This window comes from Psychroflexus lacisalsi, assembly GCF_020164495.1.
Taxonomy (GTDB): domain Bacteria; phylum Bacteroidota; class Bacteroidia; order Flavobacteriales; family Flavobacteriaceae; genus Psychroflexus; species Psychroflexus lacisalsi.
Genome location: NZ_JAIQYZ010000005.1, coordinates 121704 through 136270 on the forward strand (window position 1 = coordinate 121704; position 14567 = coordinate 136270).

Annotated in this window: 10 protein-coding genes; 2 read left to right on the top strand and 8 right to left on the bottom strand. The window is 36.3% G+C overall.

Translation table 11 applies throughout. The features are described 5' to 3' along the window. The first annotated feature begins 163 nt into the window (after nt 1–163). On the top strand, nt 164–2620 hold the full coding sequence (locus LB449_RS12195) for a ligase-associated DNA damage response DEXH box helicase (RefSeq protein WP_224455376.1): 2457 nt from the start codon (nt 164–166) through the stop codon (nt 2618–2620). 252 nt (nt 2621–2872) lie between these two features. Here the strand turns inward: LB449_RS12195 and pncA are convergent, their stop codons facing one another. From pncA to LB449_RS12210, 3 genes are all read right to left on the bottom strand, one after another. Beyond that, nucleotides 2873–3463, bottom strand: coding sequence for a bifunctional nicotinamidase/pyrazinamidase (gene pncA, locus LB449_RS12200; protein ID WP_224455377.1), 591 nt, complete (start codon nt 3461–3463; stop codon nt 2873–2875). Further along, nucleotides 3460–4872 carry a nicotinate phosphoribosyltransferase gene (locus tag LB449_RS12205; protein WP_224455378.1) on the bottom strand — a complete coding sequence of 471 codons (1413 nt, stop codon included), beginning with the start codon at nt 4870–4872 and terminating at the stop codon, nt 3460–3462. The genes pncA and LB449_RS12205 overlap by 4 nt, the downstream gene beginning before the upstream one ends. An 82-nt stretch (nt 4873–4954) precedes the next feature. Beyond that, complete coding sequence (locus LB449_RS12210) at nt 4955–7339, bottom strand: tetratricopeptide repeat-containing sensor histidine kinase (protein WP_224455379.1); 2385 nt, start codon at nt 7337–7339, stop codon at nt 4955–4957. Nucleotides 7340–7514: 175 nt separating this feature from the next. Here LB449_RS12210 and LB449_RS12215 point away from each other — a divergent pair, with 175 nt between their 5' ends. Next, nucleotides 7515–8690 carry a glycosyltransferase family 4 protein gene (locus LB449_RS12215; protein WP_003443718.1) on the top strand — a complete coding sequence of 392 codons (1176 nt, stop codon included), beginning with the start codon at nt 7515–7517 and terminating at the stop codon, nt 8688–8690. On the opposite strand, the gene LB449_RS12220 is transcribed toward LB449_RS12215, so the two are convergent. The 5 genes from LB449_RS12220 to LB449_RS12240 all read right to left on the bottom strand — a co-directional run bounded on the left by LB449_RS12220 (nt 8684) and on the right by LB449_RS12240 (nt 14535). Beyond that, nucleotides 8684–10030: an undecaprenyl-phosphate glucose phosphotransferase gene (locus tag LB449_RS12220; RefSeq protein ID WP_224455380.1), complete on the bottom strand. Its 1347-nt coding sequence runs from the start codon at nt 10028–10030 to the stop codon at nt 8684–8686. The genes LB449_RS12215 and LB449_RS12220 overlap by 7 nt on opposite strands. A 3-nt stretch (nt 10031–10033) precedes the next feature. After that, nucleotides 10034–11020 carry a UDP-glucuronic acid decarboxylase family protein gene (locus LB449_RS12225; protein ID WP_224455381.1) on the bottom strand — a complete coding sequence of 329 codons (987 nt, stop codon included), beginning with the start codon at nt 11018–11020 and terminating at the stop codon, nt 10034–10036. A gap of 1 nt (nt 11021) precedes the next feature. Further along, on the bottom strand, nt 11022–12089 hold the full coding sequence (locus tag LB449_RS12230; protein WP_224455382.1) for an ATP-binding protein: 1068 nt from the start codon (nt 12087–12089) through the stop codon (nt 11022–11024). Nucleotides 12090–12477: 388 nt separating this feature from the next. Beyond that, nucleotides 12478–13785, bottom strand: coding sequence for a UDP-glucose dehydrogenase family protein (locus LB449_RS12235; protein WP_224455383.1), 1308 nt, complete (start codon nt 13783–13785; stop codon nt 12478–12480). A gap of 57 nt (nt 13786–13842) precedes the next feature. After that, nucleotides 13843–14535 carry a WecB/TagA/CpsF family glycosyltransferase gene (locus LB449_RS12240; RefSeq protein WP_224455384.1) on the bottom strand — a complete coding sequence of 231 codons (693 nt, stop codon included), beginning with the start codon at nt 14533–14535 and terminating at the stop codon, nt 13843–13845. Nucleotides 14536–14567 lie beyond the last annotated feature (32 nt).

Below are 14567 nucleotides of genomic sequence, written 5' to 3' on the forward strand. Positions count from 1 at the left end.
TAATAGGAAATAATTATAATTTCAGTTTCAAAATTAGATATATTTAGATCAAACAATTTCAATATTTAGACAAACTTAATGTTTCAAAATAGCATCATGGTTAAAAAATAGACAGATAGAAAAGGATTGACAACTTTAAAGGCAACAATACTTATGTTTGTATATGCCAAAATCTCCCGATATATCCTTATTTACCGATTGGTTTGCGTCCAAAGGCTGGACACCATTTGAATTTCAAACTGAAACCTGGCACGCCTTTGCAAAAGGAAAACACGGTCTATTGAATGCACCGACGGGTAGCGGAAAAACTTATGCGCTTTGGATTCCAATTTTCCTGGAAATTTTGAAACTCAAGGCTCAAAAAAAAAGAAAAGCTTCCACCCTGAAGGCGGTTTGGATCACCCCATTACGAGCGCTTTCTATTGAAATACAACAAGCTGCAGAGCAACTTATTGTTGATCTTAATTTGGATCTTAGTGTAGGTATTAGGACTGGAGATACCCCTCAGAAAGAACGGGCAAAGCAAAAGCGCAAAATGCCAGACTTGCTTATTACCACTCCGGAAAGCCTACAGTTACTTCTGGCATCCAAAGATTACCCCAAAACATTTAAGGATTGCCAGGCTATTGTCGTCGATGAGTGGCATGAGTTGTTGGGCACCAAGCGCGGTGTACAAATGGAACTGGCATTATCCCGTTTCAAAACCATCAATCCAAAGTTGAGAGTCTGGGGAATATCAGCCACCATTGGCAATCTGGAACAAGCAAGAGATGTATTGCTGGGCGTAGATCCTAAGATGCTCAAAAATTCCATTTTAATCAAAGCGGATCTTGAGAAAAATATACACGTCCAAAGCATAATTCCTGAAACTATGGATAAATTCCCGTGGCGTGGGCACCTGGGTTTACATCTTCTGGAAGAAGTGGTCCCCATCATCAAAGCCTCAAAAACCACTTTGCTGTTTACCAACACACGGTCACAATGTGAAATCTGGTTTCAGAAGATTTTAGAAAAACATCCTGAATTTGCTGGAGAACTGGCGATGCATCACGGGAGCATCAATAAAGAAACCCGACTTTGGGTGGAGAGTGCTATCCGAAATGAAAGCCTCAAAGCAGTGGTGTGTACTTCCAGCTTGGACCTGGGTGTTGATTTTGCGCCTGTGGAAACTATTATTCAAATTGGCGGACCTAAAGGTGTTGCCCGATTTTTACAACGGGCCGGCAGGAGTGGTCATCAACCTGGTAAAACCAGTGTCATTTATTTTCTTCCCACCCATGCCATTGAATTGATTGAGGCTTCTGCTCTGCAAAAAGCCGTTAAGTCAAAAACGGTGGAAGATCGTTTGCCTTATCTCAACAGTTTTGATGTCTTGGTGCAGTATTTAACGACATTGGCGGTATCTGACGGATTTTACCCTAAAAATATTTTTCCTGAAATCCAATCTACCTTTTGTTTTCAAACCATTACTGAAGAACAGTGGGACTGGGCCTTAAGTTTTATCACTAAAGGTGGAGAAGCACTGCAAACTTATGATGAATACCGCAAAGTGGAAATTGAAGAAGATGGTTTATTTAAAGTCAACCGAAAAGGGATTGCGATGAGGCATCGCTTACAAATTGGAACGATTGTAAGTGATGCGGTCTTGACGGTGAAATACATGACAGGCGGCTTTATAGGATCTGTTGAAGAATGGTTCATTTCAAAACTGAAGCCTGGAGATGTATTTACTTTTGCTGGCCGAAATTTGGAATTGATTCGCATCAAGCAGATGCAAGTATTGGTGAGAAAATCCAAATCTAAAACCTCCAAAGTTCCCAGCTGGATGGGAGGGAGATTGACGTTGACCTCACAAATGAGTGAACTGCTTCGGGAAGAACTCTATAACCAGGATGCTGAAGATAAAAGTCCGGAACTGGTGGCTCTTGAACCGATTTTTGAACGGCAAAATCTGGAATCCATCGTCCCCAGACCGCATCAGTTTTTGATAGAAACCTTTAAGACCTGGGATGGCTATCATCATATATTTTATCCATTTGAGGGACGTTTTGTCCACGAAGCCATGGGAAGTTTACTAGCCTATCGCATCAGTTTGCTGTCACCGATCTCATTTTCGCTGGCCTTCAACGATTATGGGTTTGAATTGCTTTCTGATCAGCCAGTAGATATGCAATCTGTTTTGGATAATGATTTATTTACAGCCGATTATTTGCTGGACGATTTATCCAAAAGTCTTAACGCGACGGAAATGGCCAGACGAAAATTTAGAGATATTTCGGTTATTGCTGGTTTGGTCTTTACTGGCTATCCTAACAAGCTGATCAAAAACAAGCATTTACAATCCAGTTCGCAGCTGATTTTTGATGTATTCAAAGATTTTGATCCTGATAATCCTTTGTACCAACAGGCGTTTACGGAAACGTTTGAACATTCACTGGAACAAGGGCGATTGCAAAAAGCTTTGGAACGCATTGCCACTCAGGATATCGTCTGGAAAACATGTAAAAAACCAACTCCGTTTTCTTTTCCTATCATCACTGACCGATTAAGAGAAAAATTGTCTTCTGAAAAACTGAGTGATCGCATTCAAAAGATGATTAAGAAGTTACAGAAGTCGTGAGTCGTGAGTCGTGAGTCGTGAGTCGTGAGTCGTGAGTCGTGAGTCGTGAGTCGTGAGTCGTGAGTCGTGAGTCGTGAGTCGAAAATTGAAATAACAAATTTGAGATTACAAGTTTTAGATGTGAAATTTAAAATATTTTCCACGCCGACTTCAGTTGAAACTTTACACTTTAGGCGCTGGATGAAGTGAACAGCAACATCTAAGTTGGATATCGTAAAGCATCTAAACTAGCAGAGGCAAATTCAGAAAGAACTAAATAATTTCCACTCCCTTCGCTTTCAATTCTTCTTGTTGTTGTTTGAATTTATCCTGATCCAAAGCTTTGGTCGCCTGTTCTATTAACCTGACTTTGAAGCCTTCCTTCAGCGCATCTTTGATGGTGAAATACACGCAAATATCTCCGGCAAGTCCGCAAACATCTAAGGTTTCACAACCTTTTTCTTTAAGATAGCCAGACAGACCAGTTGATTTTTTGTGATGATTATCGTAAAAAGCACTGTAGCTATCGATTTTGGAATCGGTTCCTTTTCTGAAAATAGCCTCGATGCAATTGGTTCTCATGTTGGGATGGAACTCAGCGCCTTTTGTACTCTGGACACAGTGCTCTGGCCATAGCGTCTGGTCATAACCATCGATTTCCTTCTTTTCGAAAGGTTTTCGACCCTCATGATTGGAAGCAAAACTCATGTGATGTTCTGGATGCCAGTCCTGAGTTGCCAAGACGAGGTCATACTGAGGTTGAATGAGATTGATGTGAGACACAATCTGGTCGCCGTGTTCTACCGCCAATCCTCCACCGGGCATAAAATCGAGTTGCGCGTCTACGATGAGTAAGATTTTCATGAGTTTTTATTTTTATAATGATTTTTCAATTGATCTCGTTCTTCTAAAAGTCGATCTGAAATTCCAATTTTATAGATATGTGGATTTTCAAAACGTTGAAATTCTTCTGAAAATTCTGACAGGCGCTTTCTCGAAAAGGCTTTGATCTCCTCCAGAGATTTTGGCGGATAAGTTCTCTTGCCATTTTTCATCACCGATGAAAGCAATGGCTCTGCTGAGCAGTCTGTAAAGGAAAGTGTTTTGGAAGGTTCAAAAGGATGATTTATATGGCGAACTTCTGTTTCATCTCTTAAGGTCACGGCATCGGCTCCTGCGAGTTCTCCTTTGGTATTTCGAATCCTGTAGACTTGCTTTTTGTGAGGCATCGTAAGTTTGGCGAGATTTTCTGAAAGCTTTATACGAGGTTTCCCATTGGCAAATGCCAGTTTGTAAACACCATCCAGTGCCGCATCGGGATCGCCAATGACTAAGTTGGTTCCTACACCAAAGACATCGATCGGTCCTTTTTGCTCTTTCAAGCTCCTAATGACATATTCATCCAACTGGTTTGAAGCTGCAATTTTAACGTCCTGTAAACCCGCTTCATCCAGAGCTTTCCTACATTTTTTAGCCAGGTAAGATAAGTCACCGCTATCCAGGCGGATGCCTTTCAATTCCTCACCACGAGATTTCATTTCTTTTCCTACAGTAATAGCATTAGGCAAACCACTTTTGAGCGTATCGTAAGTATCGATGAGAAGAATTGTGTTATCAGGATGACATTGGGCAAAATCACGAAAAGCCGTTAACTCTTCATCATAACTTTGAACGAAGGAATGTGCCATCGTTCCCGAAATGGGAATATTGAAATCCTTACCAGCGACCACATTACTGGTAGCTTCAAAACCACCAATAAAGGCTGCTCTGCTGGCGTGATAAGCTCCTGTACTTTGAGCACGTCGCATACCAAAGTCAATAAGAATATCCCCCCCTGCAGATTTTCTAATACGGCTGGCTTTGGTCGCAATAAGGGTTTGAAAATTGAGCAGGTTGAGTAAAATGGTTTCTACAAGTTGAGCTTCTACCATATTGGCTTCGACCTGTAATACCGGTCTTGTAGGGAAGACAATATCTCCTTCTTTTACACTTAAAAGATTTCCTTTGAATTTGAAGTCTTTTAGATAGTCCAGGAATTCTGAGTCTAAACCCTGATTTTTTAAAAACTCCAAATCCTCTTTTGAGAACTGAAAATTTTCAAGAATTTCCAAGAGTGTCTCCAAACCTGCAAAAACAGCGTAGCCTCCTTCAAATGGGAGTTTCCTGAAAAAATAATCAAATACTGCAGTGTGTTTATGTTTCCCCTGCTGGAAATAGACCTGTGCCATATTGATTTGATACAGGTCTGTATAAGTCGCCGTAAATTGGTGCATAGGTTAGGGTTTTCTCAAATTTAAGAATAGTTATCCTTGAAACTTAGCCAGGGCTGATAAATAAATGCTAAAAGCTTTTTGATTATGCTCTTTTTGGAACTTCAAAGCAAATGCGCGTCCCAAAATTTTCTTCTGAATAATCCACCCAAATGGTTCCGCCATTTTCTTCAATAAAAGTTCGACAAAGAACAGTCCCTACACCATTGCCTTCTTCCTTTTGTGTGCCTACTGAAGAAATAATGGAGGAGTTGTTGAAAAGCCTTCTGGCTATATCCTTTGACATTCCTACTCCAGAGTCTTGAATACAAACTCTGTCATACCCATCCTGTCTTGTGGTTGAAATTGAAATTTCATCTCCAGAATTACAAAACTTTATAGCATTTGAAATCAGATTACGAGTCACCAATTTTAAAGCATTAGAATCCATGTAGATTTGAAAATCTTTTGAGATTTTATTATTAAAAACTAATCCTTTCTTTTTTAAAGGTGTGCTAAAAAAGTCTTTCATAATTTCAACTTCCTGGTATAAATCAATCTCAGTTTTTTGCACTTGAGATTCATTCAAAGATTCGCTCGCCCATTTGAGAAGATTATCAATTAGAAGACGCGTTGAGGTCAAATTTTTATTGATTTCCGGCAACCAGTCTTTGAATTCTTTTTCTGAAATCTGATCTGACAGATACATTTCAAAAATCTGACTCAGACTGTTTACTGGACTCCTTAAATCATGCGAAATGATCGAAAATAATTTATTCTTCTGAAGATTGGATTCGTTTAATTTGATGTTTTTGGTTTCAATTTCTTTGTTCTTTTGACTAAGAAGCAGATTTGCTCTGGTCTTATTTTTTCTGATTTTGAGTAAAAGAAATATGACTAGGATCAATCCAAATAATGAAACACCAAGTCCGATGATGAAATTTTCTCTTTGGTTTACTTTTACCTGATTCTCTAATTGTTGATTTTGCTTTTCGAACTCCAGTTGTTCTTTCAGACTTTTAAATGCTAATTCTGCTTCAAGCTTACCCAATTCTTTGCTTTTTTCGTCATTGAATAAACTGTCTTTGAGTTGAGTATGAATTTCCAAAAATTCTAAGGCTTCACTTGGCCTGTCACTGGATTTTAAAATCTTATAGAGCAATTCTGTAGTAGAAGACTCTTCTGCTAAAGCTTTAATGTCTTTGGAGATTGCATAGGCCTTCCTGGCGAAATAGCTGGCAGAATCCAGCTTGTTTTCTTTCAAATAAATTTCCCCAAGTCCGTTGTATATAGATAAACTAGAATATTGGTCATCGATTTTTTCAGCAATAGTTCTGGCTTTCTCATAAAAGCGTTTGGCTTCCGGGAAATCTTCCAACTTCAGGTAATTGTATCCAATGTTGAAGAGATTATTCACCATATAAAATTGGTTACCTTGTTTGCTGAATATAGTTAAAGATGAATCTAAAGACTGGAGAGCAGATTCGTATTTTGTTTGGTTAGTCTGAATTATAGAAAGGTTAAGTAACAGAGTAGCATAAGTTGTTTTATCCAGATCTTTAATGATGGAAACTGCTTTTTTATACAGCGAAGCCGCCTTGTCATCATCATTGATATTAAGATAAGTATTCGCAAGATTGTTCAATATAATTGCTTGCAAACGCGGATTATTCATTTTTTCAGCAGAAACTAACGCATTTTCAAAATAGGTTATGGCCTCAAGATAATTGCCTTGTTTTCGTGAGATGTTCGCCAGGTTATTATACATTCCTGAAATGAGCTTTTCCTCGTTGAGTTCCTTAAAAATCTCGAGGCTTTCAGTATATTGTTGAATAGCATCATCGAAATTCCCTTTTTTCTCGGAAATGAGTCCTTCTCCTGTAAGGATGCTAGCTTTAGACTTCAAATCATCTAATTTAGCATTGATAGTTTTGGCTTCCTTAAAAACTTCCAAGGCTTGCTCATATTTTCCCTGGTTCTGAAAAATATTCCCCTTGTTTATTAAATTGTCAACTACACCTTGTTGGTTATCTGCTTTTTGATGAAAGTTTATCGATAAACTAAACTTTTCTAAAGCTTTTTTGCTGTCTCCTTGATTTTTTAAGAGCACTCCATAGCTTTGGTAGGCTTTTGCTAGTTCTAAATCGTCTTTTATTTCTTTAAACAATTGAACAGCTTTCTCAATTTTATTTATGCTTTCAACTTGATTCCCCGCGTAGAAATAATAAATAGATTGATTTTTTAGAGCTAAGCCTTTTCCTTTAGGGAAGTTGATTTCAGCGGATAAATTAAAGGCTTTTTGAGAATATGGAAGAATACTATCATAGCTTATGTATATGAATTCTGTAGCTATTTGATTTAAAATAGAGACTCTAATAGTGTCCACTTTAGTGTAGGATAATGTTGTTTTTAAGCTATCGATCTTTGGATTGCTAGCTAAAGACTGTAGGCTGAAAAACAGATAAAAAAGGGCTGGAATTATGAATTTCATTGACTATATTGGTTGAGGCAATATAGTTTTTTTATAAAAATTAGTATTCAATTAACAGGCTTTTATTTTTTGTATTATCGACAAATAAAATTTATGATTCAAAAGCGTGTAAGCCTATTGTCAAAGTAGCTTATACATCAGACATAATTTTAAATTTGCATGCTAAACCAATTCAATGAAAAAAGAAATCCTCATCATAAGTAATTATTTCCCTCCCGAATCGGGTGCAGCCTCTAATAGAATCTATTCTTTAGCAAAAAAGTTGTCAGATAATAGTTATGATGTTAGTGTCATTTGTCCTCTTCCAAACTATCCTGAGGGAAGAGTTTATGACGACTATAGAGGGCTATTTAGTAAAAAAGAATTTATTGGAAATATAGTGATTAAAAGACTATTTATTTATGCTAGTAATTCTTCTAATAAATTTTTAAGGCTTTTATCTTCATTAAGTTTTGCTATTGTGCTATTTCAATATATCCTCTTCAATAACGTTCCAAAAAAAGTAATCATCCAAGGTTCACCTTTAATTGTAGGTTTCATCGCTGTTTTGAGCTGCAGAATCAAAAGTAGAAAGATTATACTTAATGTATCAGACTTGTGGCCACTGGCAGGTTTGGAAATGGGAATTTTAAATAAAGGATTTTACTATAATATCTTATTAACCCTAGAGACTTATATCTATAAAAATTCAGATATAATTGTAGGACAATCAAATGAAATTCTTAACCATGTAAGCAATACGATTTCAATTAAGAACAAAATCCTTTTTCTTTATAGAAACTTTCCCGATTTTGAAGCTCTTTCCGTAAAGAAAAAGAATAATAAAAATTATAAAATAGTTTATGCAGGTCTTTTAGGACTCGCCCAAGGTATTGAGTCTATTTGCAATGAAATAGATTTCCCTAAAGACACCGAGTTTCACATTTATGGTAACGGACCGAAGGAGTCTGAGATTGATAAAATTTGTAAGAGTAAAAGTCAAATTTTTTATCATGGTAGCTTAAAAAGAGAAAAACTACACAGTGTACTTCAAGACTATGATGCTACCCTTATCCCATTAAAAAACAGAATATATGGATCTGTGCCCTCTAAAATATTTGAATATTCTAAGTTAGGATTGCCAATAATATATTTTTCTGATGGTGAAGGTGCTGAATTAGTTTCTAATTTAAACTTGGGGATTTCAATTCGAAAAGCGAATTATAAAGAACTTCAAAGAGTTATAGAACAAATAAATAATGGTGATGTAAAGCTGCCTTCAAAACAAAAAGTTTTAAATATTAGTTTTAGGGAATTTGATTTAGAAAAACAATTTGAAAATTTTGAAAATCAAGTATTATCTCATCAGTAAGCTTTTTTCTCACCTTTAATAGCATTCAAAACCGTTTGGATCACGATTTTTATATCTAGCAATAAAGACCAGTTTTCTAAATAAAAAATATCGTATTTCACTCTATTGATGATATCTTGGTCGGTTTCTACCTCTCCTCTGTAACCGCTTACTTGAGCCAAACCTGTGATCCCAGGCTTAATAAAGTGTCTAACCATAAATTTGTCTACATTTTCAGCATACATATGCGTATGACTTACCATGTGGGGACGTGGGCCCACCACACTCATGTCTCCCAGCAGAACGTTGTAAAATTGGGGCAATTCGTCAAAACTGGTCTTACGTAATAAGCGACCTACTTTGGTAATGCGCTGATCATTTTTGTTGGCCTGATGCAAGTCCGCCTCAGGATTAGGTTTCATGGATCTAAACTTATAACAGTAAAATTCGTTGTAATCCAGTCCGTTTCTCTTTTGCTTGAAAAACACCGCCCCTTTACTTTCGAGTTTGATCAAAATCGCTATTAAAGGCGTTAACCAGGATAGAATGAAGATGATAACTCCAAGGCTTAAGACGATATCCAGAGTACGTTTTAAAAGCTTATTAACAGTGGAATCTGTCGGTATTTTCCTAAGAGATATAATAGGTAGGTAACCGTAATATTCAAAATTTAATTTTCTGGTAAATACATCTTTATTATCTGGTAAAAATTTAAGAACCTTCAAATTATTATCAGCAAAATTGATCATAGCGTTGATCTGTTCATTGTTGAGCTCTGCCATCGAACAATAAATTTCGTCAATTTCATTTTGAAGAATGAACTTAAATATATTTTCAATATTAGTATTGGACTTGATTTTAAACTCCTTGATGCAATTATACCCATATTCAGGATTATCATCAAAAAAAGACCTTAACTGTAAACTTTTAGGTGAATTTCCTAAAATAACAGTTCTTCTAAAATTTCCTCCAAGATCTTTCCTGTACTTCTTTAGGAAAAAATGTAATGAGATTTTAAAAAGAAAAATAACGGCAAAAGACTCGCTTAAGTATAAAAGCACTCTGCCAGGCTCTCTTATTAGTTCGTAAAATATTCCGAAAAAACTAAAAACTATAAGCGCAAAAAGTAAAGCCTGGGAAAGGGTTAACGAAATTATTTTAATCAATTTTGTAAACCGGTATACCTCATAAAACCCTAGGTAGGTGGAAAGTATAATCCAGCATACAGTAATATAAACATCGAAAAGAAGACTCATCTCTAGATCAAAATCGAATTGAGAAGAGAAAAGGATAAGAATGACTAAATCAATTAAATATGATAAAGGCCTTATATAAATAGAATATCGTCCTGATTGAGCCATTGGCTACTTCTTGTTGTGGTCTGAAAAATCTTTATGTTCACTCCTTTGTAATTCTTCCTTTGTGAGTGACTTAAAATAATCATAAGTCAGCTTCATCCCCTCTTCTCTATTGACTTTTGGTTCCCACCCCAAAATAGATTTGGCTCTCGAAATATCTGGCTGACGTTGCATAGGATCGTCTTTTGGAAGTGGTTTGAATACGATCTTTTGATCTGTACCTGTTAGTTTGATGATTTCTTCGGCAAAGTCTAAAATAGAAATTTCATAAGGATTTCCAATATTAACCGGTTCGGCGTAGTCGCTCAACAACAATTTATAAATACCGTCGACCTGATCATCGACATAACAAAACGAACGGGTTTGAGAACCATCACCAAACACAGTTAAGTCTTCTCCACGTAAAGCCTGACCAATAAAAGCAGGGATGACGCGCCCATCATTTAATCGCATTCTAGGTCCGTAAGTATTGAAAATCCTAACGATTCTGGTTTCCAGTCCATGGAAGCGATGATAAGCCATGGTCAATGATTCCTGGAAGCGTTTGGCTTCATCATAAACTCCTCTGGGTCCAATGGTGTTCACATTACCATAGTAGTCTTCGGTTTGAGGATGAACCTGAGGATCGCCATAAACTTCACTTGTAGAGGCGATCAAAAGCCTGGCACCTTTGGCTTTGGCTAAACCTAGTAAATTATGTGTTCCTAAAGATCCAACTTTAAGGGTCTGGATAGGTATTTTCAAATAATCTATGGGACTTGCAGGGGAGGCAAAATGAAGGATATAATCTAAATCATCTGGGACATGTACAAATTTGCTGACGTCATGGTGATAAAACTCAAAATGCTCCAGTTTCGTCAGATGCTCAATGTTTTTCAAGTCACCAGTAATGAGGTTATCCATTCCAATGACTTTAAAGCCTTCCTTTATAAATTTATCGCAAAGGTGAGAGCCCAAAAATCCTGCAGCCCCTGTTATTAAAACTTTTTTCATGTTATGCATTATTAATTTCTGCTAATGATGTAAAAGGAATGACTTCTACACCATGACTTCTTTTTTGGTACTGGCTTCCTCCGTATATAATCCTGCCCCCAGTTAAGCCAGTTAAATTATTCCAATAGTCTAAGCCTTTAAAATAATCTTTGGTAATTGTTTCGCCCGATTTTATTTCAATAGGGATCAACTCATCAAAATTATCAATTATAATATCAATTTCATTGCCCTTACTATTTCTCCAAAAGTACAAGTTATTTAACTTTCCCTTATTCAATCTTTGTTTTAATAGTTCGACGATCACCATATTTTCAAATAAACTTCCTTTGAAAGGGTGAAACTCTAGTTGTTCTGCTTTTTGCACGCCCAATAACGCACTCGCTAGACCTACATCATAAAAGTATAATTTCGGCATTTTAACCACTCGTTTATTGAAATTTTTATGATGAGGTTGTAACCTGAATATAATAAAACTTGCTTCTAATACTCCTATCCAGGATTCAATTGTTTTACTATCGACTCCTGTTTCCATTGCCAAAGTATTTTTATTTAACAGTTGCCCCACTCTGCCTGCACATAATTTCAAAAATTTTTCAAAAACAACAAGATTTTCAATACTTCGCAATTGCCTTACATCTCTCTCTATGTAAGTACTAATATAATTTGATAACCATTTTTGAATTTCAAATGGTTTATCGTATAACGGAGGATAAAATCCTTTAAAAAGCAATTCATGAATTTTCGTTGGGGCCAAATTCTCAACCTCTGATAAAGAAAAAGGTAACAAATTTAAATACCCAACTCTGCCTGCCAAACTTTGAGTAATACTTTGCTGTAGTAAAAAATTATTGGAGCCTGTAAGTATAAATTGAGCGGTTTGGTCATTTTCATCTAGTACCTGCTGTAAATAAGAAAATAGCTCTGGTGTGCGTTGTACTTCATCTAAAATAGCTCCTTTAGAAAATTGATCAAGAAAGGCTTTAGGATCTTCAGAAGCATAATTCCTCATGTCTGGGTTTTCTAAATTCACATAGGGTTTGTCTGGAAATACTAATTGTACTAATACCAATTTAGTTTTTAAATGTTGTATTAAAAATTTGAATTATTTTTTACTTAGTTGAGGAAAAAAATATAAGCATAGCAATAGTTACGGTTCTATTTTATGACGATTAATAAGTGAAAAAGAAACTGATTTTATCCGACATTTGAATGCTAAATTGGTATAAGGTTGTCTTACCGGACTGCCTAGGGCCAATAACTGCTATGGCCTTATATTGATGAGACAAATTTATAAGTTCTGCTTGTGCTATTCTTGAAATCATATACAAATATAAGTCATAAACTGCACAATTTAGGAATCCAATTCCTAAATTGTGCAGTTTATCTTATCAATAGAATTTTTGGTAAAGTCGACTTTAATCAAGATAATCGCCAGTGTATAAAAATTTTGCCATCAATTATACTTTTTGTCTCCCTATAGAAATGTAATGAATTCCTTGCTTAGCTAGTTCCACCGTTGGGTATAAGTTTCTCCCATCAAAGATAACAGGGTTTTGTAGATTGGACTTTAATAAATTATAATTTGGAGTTCTGAAGATACTCCACTCAGTACAAATCAACAAGGCATCTGCCCCCTCTGTCACCTCATACATATCCTTTCCATACTGTAACGTATCCCCATATTTTTCTTTTACATTCTCCATCGCCTCAGGATCAAAAGCCTTTACGTTAGCACCGGCTTCCAAAAGCTTATCGATCATATATAAAGCAGGAGCTTCTCGGATATCATCGGTTTCAGGCTTAAACGCTAAGCCCCAAATCGCAATGGTCTTTCCCTCCAAATTATCATCAAAATAAGAAGAAACTTCTGGGAAAAGAATTGTTTTTTGGTGTTCATTGACTTCTACCACAGCCTCCAAAATTTTAAAATAGTAGTTGATATCCTTTCCCGATTTGTGAAGTGCCTTTACATCCTTTGGAAAACAAGACCCACCGTACCCAATACCTGGAAAGAGAAATCGTTTTCCAATCCTAGAATCGGTTCCCATGCCTATTCTTACCTTATCAACATCTGCCCCTACCTTTTGACAATAGTTGGCGATTTCGTTCATAAAAGTAATTTTGGTCGCTAAAAAGGAATTCGAAGCATATTTAGTTAATTCTGCTGACTTCTCATCCATGATAATAATGGGGTTACCAGACCTTACGAAAGGCTGGTAAAGCCTTTGCATAACCTCAATAGCTCTTTCACTACTGGAACCTATCACGATGCGTTCTGGCTTAAGAAAATCATCGACGGCAAAACCCTCCCTTAGAAATTCTGGATTAGAAACCACATCAAAATCGGTTTTACAACTCATTTCTATAGTTGATTTTACCAAATCTGCTGTCCCAACAGGAACTGTACTTTTATCAACAATGACCTTATAAGTTGTAATGTATTCTCCTATTTCTTTGGCTACACCCAAAACATATTTTAGATCAGCAGAACCGTCTTCATCTTCTGGAGTGGGTAAGGCTAAAAAAATAACCTCTCCAAAATCTAAGCCTTCTTTCAAATTGGTGGTGAAATTGAGTCGACCTGCTTTAATATTTCTTTCGAATAGCACATCCAAATGCGGCTCATAGATAGGAACTGTCCCCGCTTTCATTTGATCAACTTTATTTTTATCGATGTCTACACAAAGAACATCGTTCCCGTTTTCAGCTAAACACGTTCCAGTAACCAGACCTACATAGCCTGTGCCTATTACAGCTATTTTCATAAGGTTGAATTAATGATTTTAATTGAGTGTCGACTTATAACTCACAATGTAAAAGGTTTATTTTTTGAATTTTTCTTTAAGAATCAAAAATATGAATTTAGAGTTACCGATAAGATATCTTTTCCACATTCTTTTAGGTTCTTGTATAAATCGAAAAAACCATTCAAGTCCTGATCTTTGCATCCATAAAGGTGCTCTTTTGACCAAACCCGAGACTACGTCGAAGCTACCTCCTACTCCCATAATAAAATTGACGACTTTGAGGGTTTCTCGATTTTCATATAAGAAGTTTTCCTTTTTAGGAGAAGTGATAGCCACAAATAAGATGTTAGCACCGCTTTCTGCAATCTCTTTAGCGATTTTCGGCTCTTCTTCTTTCGTAAAATAACCATTCCTGTAACCCGCGATAATCTTTGGAGAATACTTTTCTTTATAATGAGAAACCACTTGTGAAACCACCTCTTCTTTTGCCCCAAGGCAATAAATTTTATAATTTTTTTGATGCGCTAATTCGACTAGGTTCTGCATTAAATCTATCCCTGCCACGCGTTCTTTTAAAGGTTTCCCTAATAACTTGGAGGCCCAGATAACCGCTTGCCCATCAGCATTAATAAGATCTGCACTATTCACACTTTTACACAGTTTTACATCATCATGCATCAACACTATCTTACCCGCGTTGACTACGGAATGGTGAATATGTTCACCGTTTTGTATAGACTCACCTACTAAATCCAAAGTTTCTTGCATTGAGAGGTTGTGGATTTTAGTATTTAGTATTT